Here is an 18,769-nt window from a genome sequence, read left to right as displayed (position 1 = left end):
GATGGGACGGGAGTTGTTCAGACTGGATGAGATCAGCGTGCGCGGGCTCTGCATGGAGCTTCTGGGAAAGCTCTGGATGATCCTGATGGCAGGGGTTTCCATGTTCTTTCTCGCCACCGGCTGGCATAACCTGACCTATCAGCCGGAATACACGTCTTCCTCCACCCTGGTGGTGAGCCTGAAGGGAGAGGAAAATACGTATTCGTCCCTGTCACTGGCCTCGGATATGGCGGACGTCTTCAGCCAGGTGTTCGCAAGCGACGCCCTGCGGGCGCGGATCGGAGAGGATACCGGGGAGGATATTTCCGGCCAGATCGCCTGCTCGCCTGTCACGGAGACGAACCTGATGACATTATCGGCGACCAGCGAAAGCCCGAGGGAGGCGTACCTGTATCTGATCTCCGCGCTGCGCAATTACGAGGATGTGGCCGGGGACGTATTTGCCAACTCATCCCTGCAGATCGTGCAGGAGCCCCAGGTGCCTACGGAGCCGTCCAACACCTCGTGGGTCATGTCCTGGCGGGCGATCCTCGTGCTGCTGGCGATGGCGGCCATGGCGGGGATCGTGGTCCTGTTCTATCTCCTGCGGTTTACGGTGAAGACGCCGGCGGGAGGAGAGAGGCAGCTGGACGGGAAGGTGCGGGGCATCATCCCCTTTGAGAGAAAGAGAGGCAGGAGAGCAGAGGATAAGCAGTCCATCCTTCTGGAGTCCCCTCTGGTGACCATGGGATTCGCGGAGAGTTCCAGGCGGGCTGAGGCCCGGGTGGAGTACCACCTGCGAAAAAAAGCGGCGAAGGTCCTCCTGGTCACCAGCGTGATGGAAAATGAGGGCAAATCAACAGTGGCGGCCAATCTGGCCCTGGCCATGGCGGAGAAGCACCGGAAAGTGCTCCTGGTCGACGGGGACCTGCTGAAGCCTGCCATGCACAAGATCTTTGAGGAGAGGAAGGGGGACCGGGCGGCGCTGTCGGACGTGCTGGCGGGGAAGGCGGAGCCGTCAGACGCGCTCTGGTACAGCGGGAAGTACCGGATCTTTGAACTGTTCCAGTTTAAGAGCGTAAAGGATACGACGAAGCTCCTGGACGTCGGCAGGCTCCCGGCGCTGCTGGAGAGCTGGAAGAGCCGGATGGACTATGTGATCGTGGACTGTTCTCCCATGGCCGTGTCCTCGGACGCGGAAGTCTGGATCAATGTGGTGGATTCCGTGCTCCTTGTGGTGAGGGAGGACGGCGCGGACGTCAGGACGATCAACGACACGGTTGACATGATATGGCAGAGCGGGAAAGATTTCGCCGGATTTATCTTAAATGCCTTCCACAGGGAGTGGCTGCGGACAGCAGACGAGGGAGGTTACGGCGGCTATGGCTATGGCGGGTACCAGGCGGACCGGGAGAGGACTTTGGAGAAAAACGGCTAGGCGAAAGAGGTAGTGATATGGCAGACCAGAGACAGGATATCAGGATAGAAAAAACAGAAGATGAGATAGAGATCGACCTGGGGCGGCTGATCTGGGGGATGTGGAAGCTCCTGCTGAGGTTCTGGTGGGCGGTCGTCCTCCTGGCGGCCATCGGGGCGGCCGGGTTCACGCTGTACCAGAGGCTGGGAAAGACCCCCCTGTACCAGAGCAGCGCCACGTTCACGGTGGCTACCGGAGATGAGGACAGCGGAAGCTATAGCTTCTATTATGACCAGACGACGGCCGACCAGCTCTCAAAGACGTTCCCCTATGTGCTGGAGAGCAGCTACTTCCGCAGCATGCTCCTGGATCAGCTGGGGACGGATGAGCTGAACGGGACGATATCGGCGGAGACGATCACAGATTCCAATGTGGTCACCATGCGGGCGGAGAGCCCGGATTCGCAGGACGCGGCGGATATCCTGTCGGCGGCGCTGGAGATCTACCCGGAGACGGCCCGGTTTGTGCTGGGGGAGATCCAGTTCAATATGCTGGATGAGATGGAAGTGCCAACGGCCCCGTTTAACCAGATGAGCGTGAAGAGGAGCCTGGCCTTTGGAGGAGCGGGCGGGGCGTTCGCGGCGCTCTGCATCCTGGGAGTGATGGCTCTGTTCCGGAGGACGGCAAGAGATCCGGAGGAGATGAAGAGAGTGACCAGCCTGAAATGCCTGGCCATGCTCCCGCATCTCCAGGTAAAAGCCAGAAAGAATCAGGGACAGCAGCGTATCTCCGTCCTGGATGAGAGGACCCCTCACGGTTACAGGGAGAGCATGCGCTCCCTCCGCCTGCGGATAGGAAGGCTGGCGGGCAGGGAGGGCTGTAAGGTGATCCTTGTCACCAGCACGGCCGCGGGAGAGGGCAAGTCTACGGTCGCGGTGAACCTGGCCCGGATGCTGGCAGCGGACGGGAAGAAGGTCCTGCTGGCAGACGGGGATCTCAGGAAACCGTCAGATGCGGACCTGCTCGGGATCAGGGGAAAGTACGACCTGAAGGATGCGGCGGAGAAGGGGAAGGAGACCAGGGCGGTGATCAGGCGGATCAAAGACAGCGGGCTCCATTTCCTGGGAAGTACGCGGAAATATGAAAAGCCGGCAGCTATCCTGACGGATGAGGGGCTGCGTGTGTTTTTTGAGGAGGTGCGGCAGCGGTTCAGCTATGTGATCTTAGACAGCCCGCCCTGCGAGATGTTCCAGGATGCAGGCCTTTTGGCGGAGTTCGCGGACCTGATCCTCTATGTGATAAGATATGATACGGTCCCTCAGAACCGGATACGGGAAGGACTGTCGTCTCTGAGCGGCCGCCGGGCCTCCTTTGCCGGCTATGTGTTCAATAACTGCCCGGAGACAGGGGGAGTCTACGGCTACGGCAGATACGGCTACGGGTATGGAAAGTATGGCTACGGAAAATACGGCTATGGAAAATATCAGCAGAAACAGGAAGAGGGAGAAGCTATATGATAGACCTGCACTCTCATATCGTGCCGGGATTTGACGACGGGGCCCGCAGCATGGAGGACGCTCTGGAGATGGCGAGGATGGCTGCGGACAGCGGTGTGACTATCCTTGCGGCTACGTCCCACGGCAATCTTTCGCAGGGGGATCCCGGGGCTTGCCTGCGGGACTACCGGAAGAGGCTGGCCATGCTGCGCCGGGAGGTCCGCCTGGCCGGGATCCGGTTGAAGCTGGCCGGCGGGATGGAGATCCTCCTGACCGGGGAGACCCTCCGTTACGCGGAAAGGCACCGCCTGCCCGGGCTGCGCGGCGGGAACTGGATCCTTGCGGAGTTTGTCTTTGACATCCCGCAGGCCCGGGCCAGGAAGCGGCTGGAGTTTTTGGATCGTCAGGGGTATCAGGTGATCTTAGCCCACCCGGAGAGATATGATTTTGTCCAGCGAGATCCGGGATGCCTCCGGGAGATCGTCGGAGAGAGGCTGCTCTTGCAGGTCAACAAGGGGAGCCTGCTGGGGGACTTTGGAGGCCGGGCCGGCCGGACCGCGGACTGGATACTCAGCCGGGGGCTGGCGGGGCTCGTCGCTTCGGACGCCCACGACCCGGTGCTCCGCACGCCGGACCTGAGGGAGGTCAGGGAGCTGGTAGAGCTGAAGTACGGGCGGGAGGCCGCCCTGGATCTTCTGTGGAGGACGCCTGCGAGGATATTGAAAGACCGGGGCTCTGAACAGAGATGACCGGAACTGAGATGATATAAAATTCCTATAGAGACTGTCAGGGAGATGTGTTACTATAACAGCAGACACAGTATCCCTGGCAGTTTTTTTGAAAGAGGAGAAAGTGGATGGAGAGCAGGAAAAAGATCATTTTTCTGGGGGACAGTATCACAGACGCGGGGCATGATCTTCAGATGGCGCCGGAAGGGCAGAGCAGGCTCGGAGACGGCTATGTGAGCCGGATCGCCGCTATGCTGGGAGTGGACGAAGTGGACACGGCGGACAGGGAGGGGACGCGGGCCCGGATCGTCTGCATGGGGCCGTTTATTTTCCCATGGCCGCTGGAGTACAGGAACTGGATCCCGCTGATCAGGGAGATAGAAGAGGTGGAACGGGCAGCTGCCACCGAAGCGGGAGCCCTTTTTATCCCGCTCCACGATCTGCTGTCCCGGGAGGCCGGGATCGCGGGATACGATCGGATCACGGTGGACGGCGTCCACCTGACAGGCAGGGGAGCGGAACTCATCGCCCGCGAGTGGCTCCGAAGGACAGAGTTTAGGAAAAAGGAACAATAGTAATGAAGAAAAATATCTTTACACTGATGGTGATATTGTGGATGGCGATCATCTTCTCGTTTTCAGCCCAGCCGGCGGATGAGTCGGAGCAGATGAGCCTTTCCGTGGGACATGTGGCGGGTCTGCTCTTTGCAGATGGCTACGAGGACTGGCCGCAGGAGAGGCAGGACGCCTTCGCGGAAAGGATCGACCACGTCGTCCGGAAGGCGGCGCATTTTACAGAGTACGCCGTCCTGGGCGTGCTCCTGGCCCTCATGTACCGGGCCTACGGACATAAGGGAAAACGTCTCTTCCTCCTCTCTGCCGGGACCGGCTCCCTGTACGCCGCCACGGATGAGTTCCATCAGCTCTTTGTGGAGGGGCGGAGCTGTCAGCTCACGGACTGGGGCATTGATACCTGCGGCGTGATAGCGGGCGCGGCGGTGGTGTTCCTGCTCTGGCGTGTCGTGAGGAGGAGAAAAAGGGAGATGGAGAGTTGATTCTAGTGCCGTCCCTATTGTTTTATCCTTGAGTTGGTAATATAATATCTTAGACGGAGTCTCTTGGGATAGAGGAGGTTTATGAGGGATAATACAAAAGAGACAGAGGAATTCTACGATTTATTCAAATATATCAATGTCTTGATAATTTTTCATTTTGTTTTGATCTTGGTAGTGCCGCTGGATATAGCGTGTTTACTGCTTGATGCTCGTCCAGAGTGCTTTTTGATAGGCTGGATATGGGACTTTTATGAGTGCCTGGGGATGTGTCTTGATAAAGGGATGAAAGGGACGCTCATCTCATCGCTTTTAGTCGTATGGACTTTTATCACTGTGGTGATCGTCTTTTATATGGAAAGGCGGGAGAGCCGGTACTGCGGCACCAAAATATGGGATATAGTTGCCTGGCGTTTAAAGAGATATCAAAAAAACCTGATCGTGATCCTTTTTTTTACAGGCCTCCTGCTTATCTTGCTGGAAACAGTTCTTGATTTTTTTATCACTCTTTTTTTGTCTATCTTTTTATATACAGTGACTGCGGGATGGGCGCTTTGGTTTGTTGTACAGGCAACAACAGACTGGATAATCCGAACTGATTTTAAGGCCATTATACGATGGGAATATGAAAAAGAGAAAGAAAATACTGACCACCCATATATGCAGAGCTTTTTGGACATATTGGCGGAGTGCAGGGAGAAAGAACTGGATCTTCTGATAGAGCTGATGACGGACGATATTATGGGACCGTTCATTGAGAGTGAGGATAGAGATATCGTGAGTATGCAAAAGATGCTTTATGAGCTTATGGATAATATCCTGAAAAAATCAGAAGGAAATCCCCTGAAGCGTCAGTTTGCAAAAGCTTTGGCTAGAAAATTAGAGGAGAAGACTACCGAAAAACGTGAGCTGTTTCTGCCGTTGTCATATGCGGTAGCATTGCCTATGCTTGAAAAGATAGATGATACATGGAGATATTTGTATATTGATTTTGCGGCGTCCTTGAGTTCTGATAGCGGCGGCGATAGAAAAAAGATGCTGTTAGGAGGAGTTATCTATACATTTTATCTGGAAACTCAAACACAAGAGTATTCGCATCAATATGTGCGGGATGAGATCCTGCAATATTTGGAACCAAAGTTGACGAAGGAAGATTGTAGGTATGTTTTAGAATTTCTGAGACAATTAAGACAGATTGCTTCAATAGGGCAAAAAGATAACGAAGATACATGGCAGGAACATATATGGGATAAAGTGCGAAAGGTGTTTAAATTTGAATAGGTCCGAAGAGAGGAATTGGATATGGAGGAGATGGAAAGATTACAGGATATACGGATTTTGTCTTTATATAAACAGCATTACTTTGACCAGTACAGATTTGTGATGGAATGTGATTATAGCTGTCTGGGATATTACGATGGTATAAGCATTACTGACGTGGATTTGTCCAAAGATGAGAATGGAAGTAAGCTGTTTGAAAAAAAATCCAATGCGGCTATATCACCCGTATGGTGCGGGACGGCCTTAAATACTAAAAAACTGAATGGACAATTTGGAAAGCAGGATATAGGTATTTTCAGATGTATTAAAGAAGGACAAGCAGAACAGGATAAGATGCAGCAGGAACGGGCTCGAAAAAGTCCGTATTTTGCCGTTGCTTTTATACAGCTATCTTCTCGAGAAGACTATATGGAAGTGGCGGAAAAGATGCAGAAGATGTTTCCGTACAATGAGCAATGTGAGGAGTATATTGTAGCTGTTCCCTACTTTACCTATGATAATGCAGATCTGATCATGCTTATATATGGAAACAGGATGAGGGAAATAGACCGGGCCTTATTGAAAATTGAAAAGTTGTCTGAAGTATGTTACCTGCATTCTGTTTTCGGCATCTCGGAAATGTTTTTAAAAGAGTGCGGCGAGAGCAAATCCGTCCTTGAAAAGTGGCATGGGAAGAAATGTTATGTTGATGATAAGATTTCACATATAGTGATGAATATAGCTACAGTGGGAAACGAAACAACTGTTGATGAAGTAAAGGCTCAGTTTACAGAACTTCTGAACACGGAAAGAGGGAAAAAGTCTGGAAATATTGAGATCAAATATTATCATTCGTTCGGGCACGGGAAACTTTCGGTTGATATGTGTGGAGCGGATGTGGGGATTTTACTGATGATGTTATGGCCAAAAGGACTTGCGACACACCAAAATCTATTGTTCGGAAGAGAGATATATAATATCGAGACAATGATCAGAGTGGAAGAATTATGTGTGCGGGAACCTTTGGGAATACCTAAAAAGATCAAGCTGGAAAAAGAGTCAGAAAATGAGCCGGGACAATGGTTTGCACGCCGGGTCACAGACTATAAAAATGAAATGCAGGAAGTATGGGGAAACGATGAAGGATTGTATTCTTATTACTGTGCTCTTGCCCAAATAGCGAATACATTGGCGCAGTATGAAGGGTTTTCCTTGTCCAGAGATATTTTTTTGCTGTTATTCCCGGCATTTAAAATGTTTGACGATAAACTGAAGCAAGACTTGAAAAATATAAAAAAGGATAAAGAGAGGAAAAATGATCGATATAGAGAAAAAATGATCCATATGAAGGATGCGATCCATGAATTTGTGAATGCGGTAAACTCTGTGGTGTATCACACTGTACATACAGATCAGGTGTTTTTGATGATCCCAGGGTGCAGTGGGACAACGTTTTCTATCCCGATCAAACTTTGTTTAGTATATCTTAATATCATACATAATGTAATAAATATTTTAAACGACAAACAGTATACCTATAGCTGTCTTTTGACACCGGAACTGGAAATACGTCCGGCAACTTCTCCGATAGATGTCGGTTTTTCGGATGATGACCGTCTTGTTCGTTTTACAGCTTCGCAGAGATCTCTGTATATGCCTAGACATTTTATTATCTTACTTACACATGAGATGGCTCACTATACAGGAACATACGTTCGGAAACGCCATTTGAGGCTGCAATGTATCTCCAGGACATTGGCTCACCTTTTGGCGGAAGGGGTTTACCCGGAGCGCATGAGAAATGGAATGGGACAGCATTCTCCTATGGAAAAAGAGATATATGATATTTTGTGTGACAATGTCCTGGAAAAAATACAGGAAAAAAGCGTGACATATATTTTTCAAAAAGTATCTGACTGCGGGGAAGTCAAAAAAGAACATTCGCTGGTCATGACGCGATTTCTTAAAGAAGCATGTTATGAGCTTCTGGAAGAAAAGGGTGAAATTTATCGTCTTATTTGGACTATGGGGCCTGAATTGAGACAGAAGGCGGCGGAGTACGATATAATAGAATTTACAGGAAGACTGGATGACATTCGGGGTAAACTGGATCAAAACAGGCGCAAATTATTCGCTTCCAGAGGGATCATTGACACATGCATTGACGAATTAGTCACTGTATATAAAGAGGTGTTTTCTGATACGGCAGCGTATAAGATACTGGAGTTTGATCAGCAGACATTTTCGGAGACATTCAGCGTTTCAGAAGGAAATCAGGAGCTGTATCATGAGGATAAAAACAAAACATATGATGTCCAAAGAGATGTACGCAAGGCGATCATACAAAGATTGACCGAAGATGAAAAGGGAAATAGCACTGGGCAGGACTTGGATGATACTGAAGATACATCGTATGACAGCAATTGGCCAGACGATTTAAAGGATAATCTGTTTTCTTATAGCTGGACGGGAGATTATCTGTATGAGTACGCTGCGAGATGTGCAGAAGAGATTGGGAAGATAATGATGACTGCAGGAAAACAAGAACTGGTTGACGAGATTCGAGCTATTTATGATCTTTTTAAGGACAGTGAAGCTTCATGTCAGAAAATATATGAAAAGCTTATCGAGGCAATCTCTTCATATGAACGAAAGGTTACTGAACTATATAAGAGTATCAAGGATGATCAATAAGTAAGAAACGAATAAAAGGAAAAGCTGTAATGTGTGGAAAACAATACAGCTTTTCTTTGTTATTCTAAGGGTATTTGATCAATTTTGCTGTTTTTTGATCCTTTTGTAAAAATAGCAGAGGAGACGGGTCGATTGTCTGGATTGCCGGAGCGGGAAAAAGTATTTCGGGTATGGTAATGGCTTTGAGGTTCTATAACCGGCACAACTTGGCTGCTTAAATGGTTTTTGATTTTCCTTTCCATGTAATCTTCTGATCTCCTTTCGCTTTTGTGTTCTGTAATAGTTGTATTTAGTATATTATATGCAGATTGTAAGAAAAGTTTGCATAAACGACAATAATGGACATAATCTGCCAAATATATACTATGTTAACAGATGTTATTTTAGCATATAATACTTGATTTATCAATATAGAAGAGCTTACATTTTCCCCTTGTCATTTGAGCTTTGTAAGATTAAAATCTAAGTTAGACAGAAACAGTCATTTTCTGACTGGAATGCCGGAAAAAGGAGGAGAGAAAAATGCTGATTTGTCCAAATTGCGGAACTGCCAACACAGACGACTCAAAATTCTGCGAGGGCTGCGGGACAAAGCTGGAGGGTGTGGCGCGGCAAGCGCCGGGGGGATCCGAAGAGATAAACGCGCAGCCTGCGGCTGAGCCGGAAAACGCGCCAAATATGGAGCCTGACGGAGGAGCGGCTGCCGAGCCGACCGTTGAACCTGGCGCAGAGCCGGCAGAGGAACAGACAGAGCCGGCAATGGGACCGGAGCCTGAGCAATGGCAGCCGGAACATGCCGACCAGGGGTACGACCCGAATATGGGCCAGAGTTTTGAACAAAACATGCCCCAGGGCTTTGACCAGGATTTTACCCAGAACATGGCTGCCGGCGGGGCACCCCGAAAGAAAATGTCCAGACTGCAGCTTGCCGTCATCCTGGAGGCGGCTTGCCTGGTGCTGCTGATCGTGGTCTTCTTTGCTGTGGGGAACAGCCGCAGCAGCGCCGGCTCTGTGGCGGAGAAGTACTTTAAGGCCTATGTGGACCAGGACTGGGAGGAGGCCTACAGTATGCTGGAAATCCCGGAGGGGACATTCATCCAGGAGGACCAATACGAGCAGATCATGGATGCGAGCGAGCAGCCGGAGATCACCAACTTCCAGGTGCAGGAGTCGGTCGGCGATGTGGAGGACGGGATTACCCGGACCTTTACTGTGAACTACTCTATAAACGGGCAGGGACAGTCCAGCACCACGGTCACGGTGGTCAGGCAGAGCCGGAAGTCCATGCTGTTTTTTGACACATGGAAGGTTTCGGCGGACGGACTGATCGCCCAGGATTACAGTATCTATGTCCCGCAGGGAGCGCAGGCGGCAGTGGACGGTGTGCAGCTTACGGAGGAACAGCTGTCCGGGGACAGTGAGGGCATGGACTGCTACCAGATTTCCATCTTTAACGGGACCCACAGTATCCAGGTGGAGGCTCCCTGGTTTGAAACCTATGAGGGGCAGTTTGACACCCTGTCCCAGGGAGAATATACAGTGTCAGGGCTGTCGCTCTCGGACGACGGAGAGCAGGCGGTGGAGTCAAAGCTCCAGGAGGCGCTCCAGGCATACTACCAGGCAGCCCTTGCGGGGAAATCCTTTGACGAGGTGAAGGACCTCTTTGCGGAAGGAGCGGCAGACAGCAATGAGGATGCCTATGACAGGCTCCGGGACGATCTGGAGGCGACGGACTATTCCGCGCCGAAGCAGATACAGTTCAGCGGGTTCAGGTGCCAGGTCTATGACGGCGACTCCTATAATGGAAGCCTTCAGGCTGAGCTGGAGTACGATTACAATGTCAGCTACACCTACACTTACACATACAGCGGCAGGACGGAGGACCGGACAAATGACGGCAGCTCCTACGCGGACGCCCGGTTTGTCTACGACGGGGATACATATAAGCTCCTGTCCTTTGACCCCGGGTATGTGTGGTATTGATAGACGGCTGAAATGGACGGCGACAGAAAGTGATGCAAAGGAGGCGGAATTATAATATGGAAGAAAAGCAGACAAAGAGCGGATGGAAGATCGCGGCCATCGTGCTTGCCGTACTGATCGTGGCAGCCCTTGCGGCGGTCGTGGGCGTGTTCATCACCTCCTCCGCCAGCGGCGGCGCCGGGGGTGGAAAGAGCGATGGCAAAGAGGCGGAGCTGGAGCAGGTGCAGCCTTCCGATGAGGAGATCGATGTGAAGAGCACGATCCTGGTGACAGCGGATGGGAGCACCTCCGAGGACGCCGGTGACACGGCGGAGGCGGGGGACGAGAGCGCTTCCGGGGAGCACCGCTATGAGGTGATCGCCCAGCGGATGACCTGGGCTCAGGCGGACGCCTACTGCAAGGCCCAGGGCGGATATCTTGCCACTGTGGGAAGTCAGGCAGAGTACGACAAGATCGTGCAGCTGGCAGACCAGTCCGGGAGGAAGGTCCTCTTCCTGGGGGGACAGCGCGGATCGGACGGCAATTTCCAGTGGACCAACGGGGAGGATTTCTCCTACACGGCGTGGATGTCGGGAGAGCCCAACAACGACGGGGGGAATGAGAACTGTCTGGTCATGTTCCTGGTGGACGGCCAGTGGGTATGGTCGGACGTTCCGGATGACCTGAGCTCCTACTACGGGGAGAGCACGGTCGGCTTCGTATGTGAGTGGGATTCGTAAAAAATATGTAAAAACAGGCGGAAAACAGGGGCCTGCGGGAGAAAAAAATCCCGCAGGCCCTTGACTTTTGGGCACATCCATAATAAAATAGTCTGGCGTGCATAGGGATACGCAGTATTTCGCACGCCTTAAACTTGCAAGAGTTTAAACCCGTAACTTATTTTTAATCGTAGGAGGTGAAAAGAAATGCCAACATTTAACCAGTTAGTAAGAAAGGGACGTCAGACTTCTGTAAAGAAATCTACAGCTCCGGCACTTCAGAAAGGGTACAACTCCCTTAGAAAGAGAGCAACAGACACATCTGCGCCGCAGAAGAGAGGTGTCTGCACAGCTGTTAAGACAGCTACTCCGAAGAAGCCTAACTCAGCTCTTCGTAAGATCGCCAGAGTTCGTCTTTCCAACGGAATCGAGGTAACAAGCTATATTCCGGGCGAGGGACACAACCTGCAGGAGCACAGCGTTGTCCTGATCCGTGGAGGCCGTGTTAAGGACCTTCCTGGTACAAGGTATCACATCGTAAGAGGAACACTGGATACAGCAGGCGTTGCCAAGAGAAGACAGGCTCGTTCCAAGTACGGTGCCAAGAGACCGAAAGACGCTAAAAAATAAGATCTGAATTTGTAGTCACAAACAGAACTATGATGAAGTAAGTTACAGGTGTTTACAGATAGAAGAGACTCTTTTCTTCCCTGTATGGCCTGTGCACTACACTGTATCATTAGAAAGACACATGTGAGTACCTGTGAATTAATCAAAGTATCGGGAGCGGCCCGGCTGTTCTTGATAGAAAACAATGTTTAAGGAGGGAAGAACCGTGCCACGTAAAGGACATACGCAGAAAAGAGACGTATTAGCGGATCCGTTATACAACAGCAAAGTGGTTACAAAGCTTATCAATAACATTATGTTAGACGGTAAGAAGGGTATCGCGCAGAAGATTGTATACGGAGCATTTGACAGAGTCGCAGCAAAGACTGACAGACCGGCTATCGAGGTATTTGAAGAGGCTATGAACAACATCATGCCCGTACTTGAGGTAAAGGCAAGACGTATCGGTGGAGCCAACTACCAGGTGCCGATCGAGGTAAGAGCTGACAGAAGACAGACTCTGGCGCTTCGCTGGCTGACCAACTTCTCCCGCGCAAGAGGCGAGAAGACAATGGAGGAGAGACTGGCGAACGAGATCATGGATGCTGCAAACAACACAGGCGCAGCAGTGAAGAGAAAAGAAGACATGCACAAGATGGCAGAGGCAAACAAAGCGTTTGCTCACTATCGATTCTAATAGGAGGAAAAAACCTTGGCTGGAAGAGAATATCCATTGGAGAGAACCAGGAATATTGGTATTATGGCTCATATCGATGCCGGTAAGACGACACTGACAGAGCGTATCCTGTATTACACTGGTGTTAACTACAAAATTGGTGATACTCACGAAGGTACTGCGACCATGGACTGGATGGAGCAGGAGCAGGAGAGAGGTATCACGATCACTTCAGCCGCTACCACATGCCACTGGACTCTGGAAGAGTTCACAAAGCCGAAAAAGGGCGCTTTGGAACACCGTATCAACATCATCGATACTCCGGGTCACGTTGACTTCACGGTAGAGGTTGAGCGTTCACTTCGTGTACTTGACGGTGCAGTAGGTGTGTTCTGTGCCAAAGGTGGTGTAGAGCCTCAGTCAGAGAACGTATGGCGTCAGGCCGACACATACAACGTACCTCGTATGGCTTTCATCAACAAGATGGACATTTTAGGTGCTGACTTCTACAACGCTGTAGAGCAGATCAAGACAAGACTTGGCAAGAACGCCATCTGTCTGCAGCTGCCTATCGGCAAGGAAGACGAGTTCAAGGGAATCATCGACCTGATGGAAATGAAGGCCTACATCTACAACGATGAGAAGGGCGATGACATTTCCGTTACCGATATCCCGGACGATATGAAGGACGATGCAGAGCTCTACCACACAGAGCTGGTTGAGAAGATCTGCGAGCTGGACGACGACCTGATGATGGAGTATCTGGAGGGCGACGAGCCGTCCGTTGAGTCCCTGAAGGCTGTTCTTCGTAAGGCGACATGTGAGTGTACAGCAGTTCCCGTATGCTGCGGATCTGCTTACAGAAACAAAGGTGTTCAGAAGCTTCTGGACGCGATCATTGAGTACATGCCGGCGCCCACAGACATCCCGGCTATCAAGGGTGTGGACGAGGATGGAAATGAAGTGGAGAGACATGCTTCCGACGAGGAGCCCTTCTCTGCTCTCGTATTCAAGATCATGACAGACCCGTTCGTAGGTAAGCTCGCTTACTTCAGAGTATACTCAGGAACTGTAAACTCCGGTTCCTATGTACTGAACGCGACAAAGGACAAGAAAGAGCGTGTGGGACGTATCCTGCAGATGCACGCCAACAAGAGACATGAGCTGGATAAGGTGTATTCCGGAGATATCGCGGCCGCTATCGGATTCAAGTTCTCCACAACAGGAGACACGATCTGTGACGAGCAGCACCCGGTTATCCTTGAGTCCATGGAGTTCCCGGAGCCGGTTATCGAGCTGGCTATTGAGCCCAAGACAAAGGCATCCCAGGGCAAGCTTGGAGAGTCTCTCGCGAAGCTGGCAGAGGAGGATCCTACATTCCGTGCTCATACAGATTCCGAGACAGGCCAGACAATCATCGCTGGTATGGGTGAGCTCCACCTGGAGATCATCGTAGACCGTCTGCTCCGTGAGTTCAAGGTAGAGGCCAACGTAGGCGCACCTCAGGTTGCCTACAAGGAGGCGTTTACAAAGGCTGTTGATGTGGACAGCAAGTACGCAAAGCAGTCCGGTGGACGTGGACAGTACGGACACTGTAAAGTGAAATTCGAGCCCATGGATGTCAACGGTGAGGAGACATACAAGTTCGAGTCCACTGTAGTCGGAGGAGCGATTCCGAAGGAATACATCCCGGCTGTAGGCGAAGGTATCGAGGAGGCCATGAAGTCCGGTATCCTTGGCGGATTCCCGGTAGTAGGCATCCACGCTACTGTATACGACGGATCCTACCATGAGGTAGACTCCAGTGAGATGGCATTCCACATCGCAGGCTCACTTGCATTCAAGGATGCTATGAAGAAGGCTGCTCCGGTGCTTCTTGAGCCTATCATGAAGGTGGAAGTAACCATGCCGGAGGAGTATATGGGAGATATCATCGGTGACCTGAACTCCCGTCGTGGTCAGATCGAGGGTATGGATGATCTGGGCGGAGGAAAGATCGTGCGCGCACACGTGCCGCTTTCTGAGATGTTCGGATACTCTACAGACCTGCGTTCCAGAACACAGGGCCGTGGAAACTACTCCATGTTCTTCGACAGCTACAAACCTGTTCCGAAATCAGTACAGGAAAAAGTGTTATCCGGAAAGAATGATTAATTTTCGCCGGTTTTCAGCCAAAAAAGTATGAAAAAGGCTTGAAAAACAAGGGGATATGAAATATAATCAGAAATAGCCGAGTAAACTGATAAAATCATGAAAAATGCCCAAAGGGCGCTTGAATAAGGAGGATATTCAAAATGGCAAAAGCTAAATTTGAAAGAACAAAACCGCATTGTAATATTGGTACCATCGGCCACGTTGACCATGGTAAAACCACTCTTACAGCAGCTATCACAAAGGTTCTTGCCCACAGAGTAGCTGGTAACGCAGAGGTTGCTTTCGACAACATCGACAAGGCACCCGAAGAGAGAGAGCGTGGAATCACAATTTCTACAGCTCACGTTGAGTACGAGACAGATAAGCGTCACTATGCACACGTTGACTGCCCGGGACATGCTGACTACGTTAAGAACATGATCACTGGTGCAGCTCAGATGGACGGCGCTATCCTTGTAGTTGCTGCTACAGATGGTGTTATGGCTCAGACAAGAGAGCACATCCTTCTGTCCCGTCAGGTAGGCGTTCCCTACATCGTTGTATTCATGAACAAGTGTGACATGGTTGACGATGAGGAGCTCCTTGAGCTGGTTGAGATGGAGATCCGTGAGCTGCTTGACGAGTATGAGTTCCCGGGAGATGACACACCGATCATCCAGGGTTCCGCTCTGAAGGCTCTGGAAGATCCGGACGGAGAGTGGGGAGACAAGATCATGGAGCTGATGGATGCAGTAGATTCCTACATTCCGGATCCGCAGCGTGACACAGACAAGCCGTTCCTTATGCCTGTAGAGGACGTATTCTCTATCACAGGTCGTGGAACAGTTGCTACTGGTAGAGTAGAGCGTGGTACACTTCATGTATCTGACGAGGTCGAGATCGTTGGTATCCATGAGGAGACAAAGAAGACTGTTGTAACAGGTGTTGAGATGTTCCGTAAGCTGCTTGACGAGGCTCAGGCTGGTGACAACATTGGTGCACTTCTCCGTGGTATCCAGAGAACAGAGATCGAGAGAGGTCAGGTTCTTTGCAAACCCGGTTCAGTTACATGCCACCACAAATTTACAGCTCAGGTTTACGTTCTGACAAAGGACGAGGGTGGACGTCATACTCCGTTCTTCAACAACTATCGTCCTCAGTTCTACTTCAGAACAACAGACGTTACAGGTGTTTGCGAGCTTCCTGAGGGAACAGAGATGTGCATGCCTGGTGACAACGTAGAGATGACAATCGAGCTGATCCACCCGGTAGCTATGGAGCAGGGTCTTCGTTTCGCTATCCGTGAAGGCGGACGTACAGTAGGATCAGGCCGTGTTGCTACAATCATCGAGTAATCTTTGATTTGTATTGATCATGTGAATTCAGCCGCAGTCCCCCAAGGGGACTGCGGTTTTTTGCATGGCATTTAATCACGTGGCCAGAAGCGGGACTGGGGAAGAAGAGGGAAGTTCTGCCGGTTAACAATTGACAATAAACGAGCGTGGATGTATTATGAATAGGAAACAGTCTCCACATACGGATAAAGTGCAGAATGTGGAGAACAATAAGAAGTGATACAGACTGAACAAGGATGGGAAAATATGGATGAATTAACACAGAGTACTAAACAGGAGGAGATGGAGATCGATCTGCTCGAGCTTTTTCACGTACTGCTGAGAAAGATCTGGTTGATCCTCATCTGCCTGGTGGCAGGAGCGGTTCTTGTAGGCGGCTATACGAAAATTTTTGTTACGCCTCAGTATTCTGCCAGCGCTACCATTTATATACTTTCGAATACAACCAGCATTACATCGGTGACAGATCTGCAGATCGGCACAGAGCTGACCAGCGACTTCGCAGAGATTGCAAAAACCCGTCCGGTGGTAGAGGCAGTGATCGATGAGGTGGGACTGGATGAGTCCTATGAGAGCCTTGCGGCCAGACTTTCCACTTCCAATCCCTCAGAGACCCATCTTCTGAAGATGACGGCTACAGATCCTGATCCCCAGCGGGCTGCAGACATAGCCAATGCCTATGCGGATATCATGGCCAGCCAGATCGCGGACATTATGAATACGGATCAACCGAATGTTGCGGAGCAGGCGGTAGCTCCCTCGACTCCGTCCAGCCCTAATCTGATGAAAAATACGCTGCTTGGCGGCGTGGCTGGCGCATTTCTCGCCTGCCTTGTGATCTTTGTACAGTTTATGATGAACGATACGATCCAGACAGAGGAGGATGTGCGTAAGTATCTGAATATCAATACGCTGGCAGTCATGCCTGTTGAGAAGAGGCGCAAGGCGTCATGAAAAAACACGTAAGGACCATCCTGGCCGTTGTGTTTATTCTTGTCGCTGTCGGGTGCGCTGCCTGGCTTGTACGGTTTTATATGGACGAGGCCAAGGGCAGACAGGCTAATGAAAAGGCACAGCAGCAGGCGCAGACAGAGAAACTCCCGGAAGAGTCGTCAGATACAGATGAGGTGGAGATCCCTGTAGATTTTGCCTCTCTCCAGGCGACGAATCCGGATGTGTACGCCTGGATCCGCATAGATGGGACGAATATAGATTACCCTATTGTGCAGAACAGACAGGACAATACCTATTACCTTGACCATACGTGGGAGGGGACAGAGGCGGCTCAGGGGGCGATCTTTACCCAGACCTACAACCAGAAGAATTTTGAGGACTACAATACAGTTGTCTACGGACACCGGATGAGTGATTCGAATCCGGTCATGTTCCACGATCTGCTGAACTATATGGACGAGGAGTATCTCTATTCCCATCAGAATGTTACAGTATATACGGAGGAGCATATATTTACCTATCGAATCTTCGCGGCAGTGGTCTACGATGACAGGCTGATTCCCCTGTCCTATAACTTTACAGAAGAGGGCCAGAGACAGGAATTTCTGGACTCTGTGTTCGCGTCTTCTGATCTGCGGAGCCAGTTCGCAGAAAATGTGGAGGTGACGGCTCAGGACAAGCTCCTGACGCTTAGCACATGTATAGCCGGAGAGGATCATCACAGATTTCTTGTGGAGGCGGTGCTGACAGATGAAACATAAAAATAGTATACTGGTACTTCTGGGAGTTCTGTGCCTGATCCTGGTGGGAGCTGTGGTGTACACGGCGTTCATACGCCAACCTGATGCGGTGGAGACGGACAGCGAGGCCTCCGAAGGATCGGGAGGGCGGTATATCACCTACAAGGGGAAAGAGTACAGGAGAGACCAGAACGTACAGGCCCTGCTTCTGATGGGAGTGGACAGGGAGTCCACAGCCCAGGTGGGGGAGCAGACAGGCGATGCGGGACAGGCGGACAGCCTGAATCTGCTTATTTTAAATAAGAAAGAGCAGACTGCGAAGATCCTGCAGATATCCAGGGATTCAGCGGTGGACATCGATGTCTATGACGAGAATGGAAGCAAGGTAATGACTGCAGAGGGCCAGCTCTGCCTGCAGTATGCCTTCGGGGATGGCGGAGGGAGGAGCTGCCGCCTGACTGTGGAGAAGACAGAAGAGCTGCTGGGAGGCATTGACATTGACAGCTATCTCGCCTTGACGCTGGATGGCATCAAAGTCGCTGTGGATGCGGCGGGAGGGATTCCCATCACCGTGCCGGAGGACTATACATGGATTGATCCGGCTTTCCAGAAGGGGGCTTCCCTTGTCCTTAATGGAGAGCAAGCGGAACAATATGTGAGGAGCCGGGATACGGAGACGCTGGACAGTAACCAGCAGAGGATGGAGAGGCAGTCTCAGTTTATGCGGGCGCTTCTGTCCATGCTGGCGGGAGGCGGCTTCAGTACACAGGAGCTGACAGACCTCTATCAGCAGTTGGAGCCCTACATGACTACCAATCTCACCGCAGACGAGCTCACCCAGATCGCGGGATATACCTTCCAGGAGGAGACGCAGACGGTTCCCGGAGAGGTGACAGAGCAGGATGGCCGGGCTCTTTATATCACAGATGCAGAAAAAATTCAGGATTTGATCATAAAAGAGTTTTTTATTGAAAAATAATGTGGTATAATTTTGAA

General features: G+C 50.9%; 17 protein-coding genes. 16 read left to right on the top strand and 1 reads right to left on the bottom strand.

Going from position 1 to position 18,769, the window contains the following annotated elements; all coding sequences use genetic code 11:
• The first annotated feature begins 1 nt into the window (after nucleotide 1).
• The 7 genes from H7U36_RS03500 (at nucleotide 2) to H7U36_RS03470 (ending at nucleotide 8,625) form a co-directional block, all read left to right on the top strand.
• The gene (locus H7U36_RS03500; protein WP_033126778.1) at nucleotides 2-1,417 is read left to right on the top strand and encodes a tyrosine-protein kinase domain-containing protein; all 1,416 of its coding nucleotides are present in this window, start codon (nucleotides 2-4) and stop codon (nucleotides 1,415-1,417) included.
• 17 nt (nucleotides 1,418-1,434) lie between these two features.
• Nucleotides 1,435-2,913 (top strand): tyrosine-protein kinase domain-containing protein, encoded by a 1,479-nt coding sequence (locus tag H7U36_RS03495; protein ID WP_205148626.1) that lies wholly within the window; start codon nucleotides 1,435-1,437, stop codon nucleotides 2,911-2,913.
• Entirely contained in the window at nucleotides 2,910-3,641 is a 732-nt protein-coding gene (locus H7U36_RS03490; protein ID WP_205148627.1) for a tyrosine-protein phosphatase, read from the top strand. Before H7U36_RS03495 ends, H7U36_RS03490 begins: the two co-directional genes overlap by 4 nt.
• Nucleotides 3,642-3,748: 107 nt before the next feature.
• Nucleotides 3,749-4,195 (top strand): SGNH/GDSL hydrolase family protein, encoded by a 447-nt coding sequence (locus tag H7U36_RS03485; protein ID WP_205155714.1) that lies wholly within the window; start codon nucleotides 3,749-3,751, stop codon nucleotides 4,193-4,195.
• 2 nt (nucleotides 4,196-4,197) lie between these two features.
• Nucleotides 4,198-4,674 carry a VanZ family protein gene (locus H7U36_RS03480; protein ID WP_205155713.1) on the top strand — a complete coding sequence of 159 codons (477 nt, stop codon included), beginning with the start codon at nucleotides 4,198-4,200 and terminating at the stop codon, nucleotides 4,672-4,674.
• Nucleotides 4,675-4,755: 81 nt separating this feature from the next.
• Nucleotides 4,756-5,952, top strand: coding sequence for a hypothetical protein (locus H7U36_RS03475; protein WP_205155712.1), 1,197 nt, complete (start codon nucleotides 4,756-4,758; stop codon nucleotides 5,950-5,952).
• Between the two features lie 30 nt (nucleotides 5,953-5,982).
• Nucleotides 5,983-8,625 carry a hypothetical protein gene (locus H7U36_RS03470; protein WP_205155711.1) on the top strand — a complete coding sequence of 881 codons (2,643 nt, stop codon included), beginning with the start codon at nucleotides 5,983-5,985 and terminating at the stop codon, nucleotides 8,623-8,625.
• Nucleotides 8,626-8,684: 59 nt separating this feature from the next.
• Here the strand turns inward: H7U36_RS03470 and H7U36_RS03465 are convergent, their stop codons facing one another.
• A complete protein-coding gene (locus H7U36_RS03465) occupies nucleotides 8,685-8,867 on the bottom strand; it encodes a hypothetical protein (protein ID WP_205155710.1) in 183 nt (60 codons plus the stop codon).
• A 280-nt stretch (nucleotides 8,868-9,147) separates the two neighbouring features.
• Between H7U36_RS03465 and H7U36_RS03460 the strand changes: the two genes are divergently transcribed.
• The 9 genes from H7U36_RS03460 to H7U36_RS03420 all read left to right on the top strand — a co-directional run bounded on the left by H7U36_RS03460 (nucleotide 9,148) and on the right by H7U36_RS03420 (nucleotide 18,752).
• A complete protein-coding gene (locus H7U36_RS03460) occupies nucleotides 9,148-10,608 on the top strand; it encodes a zinc-ribbon domain-containing protein (protein ID WP_205155709.1) in 1,461 nt (486 codons plus the stop codon).
• A gap of 56 nt (nucleotides 10,609-10,664) precedes the next feature.
• Nucleotides 10,665-11,327, top strand: a complete 663-nt coding sequence (locus H7U36_RS03455; RefSeq protein WP_205155708.1) for a C-type lectin domain-containing protein — start codon at nucleotides 10,665-10,667, stop codon at nucleotides 11,325-11,327.
• A gap of 186 nt (nucleotides 11,328-11,513) precedes the next feature.
• Nucleotides 11,514-11,936 carry a 30S ribosomal protein S12 gene (rpsL, locus tag H7U36_RS03450; protein ID WP_033126772.1) on the top strand — a complete coding sequence of 141 codons (423 nt, stop codon included), beginning with the start codon at nucleotides 11,514-11,516 and terminating at the stop codon, nucleotides 11,934-11,936.
• Nucleotides 11,937-12,141: 205 nt separating this feature from the next.
• Entirely contained in the window at nucleotides 12,142-12,612 is a 471-nt protein-coding gene (gene rpsG, locus H7U36_RS03445; RefSeq protein ID WP_033126771.1) for a 30S ribosomal protein S7, read from the top strand.
• 15 nt (nucleotides 12,613-12,627) lie between these two features.
• The gene (fusA, locus tag H7U36_RS03440) at nucleotides 12,628-14,745 is read left to right on the top strand and encodes an elongation factor G (RefSeq protein ID WP_033126770.1); all 2,118 of its coding nucleotides are present in this window, start codon (nucleotides 12,628-12,630) and stop codon (nucleotides 14,743-14,745) included.
• Between the two features lie 140 nt (nucleotides 14,746-14,885).
• Entirely contained in the window at nucleotides 14,886-16,079 is a 1,194-nt protein-coding gene (gene tuf, locus H7U36_RS03435; RefSeq protein WP_033126769.1) for an elongation factor Tu, read from the top strand.
• A 246-nt stretch (nucleotides 16,080-16,325) separates the two neighbouring features.
• Nucleotides 16,326-17,033: a YveK family protein gene (locus H7U36_RS03430; RefSeq protein ID WP_138304080.1), complete on the top strand. Its 708-nt coding sequence runs from the start codon at nucleotides 16,326-16,328 to the stop codon at nucleotides 17,031-17,033.
• Nucleotides 17,030-17,794: a class B sortase gene (gene srtB / locus H7U36_RS03425; protein WP_033126767.1), complete on the top strand. Its 765-nt coding sequence runs from the start codon at nucleotides 17,030-17,032 to the stop codon at nucleotides 17,792-17,794. The genes H7U36_RS03430 and srtB overlap by 4 nt, the downstream gene beginning before the upstream one ends.
• A complete protein-coding gene (locus tag H7U36_RS03420) occupies nucleotides 17,784-18,752 on the top strand; it encodes an LCP family protein (protein ID WP_033126766.1) in 969 nt (322 codons plus the stop codon). The genes srtB and H7U36_RS03420 overlap by 11 nt, the downstream gene beginning before the upstream one ends.
• The last annotated feature ends 17 nt before the right edge of the window (nucleotides 18,753-18,769 follow it).

The organism is Faecalicatena fissicatena (assembly GCF_016900595.1).
Classification (GTDB): Bacteria; Bacillota; Clostridia; order Lachnospirales; family Lachnospiraceae; genus Claveliimonas; species Claveliimonas intestinigallinarum.
Note: the sequence above shows the minus strand (reverse complement) of the source record. Positions and strands in the feature narration are given on the sequence as shown.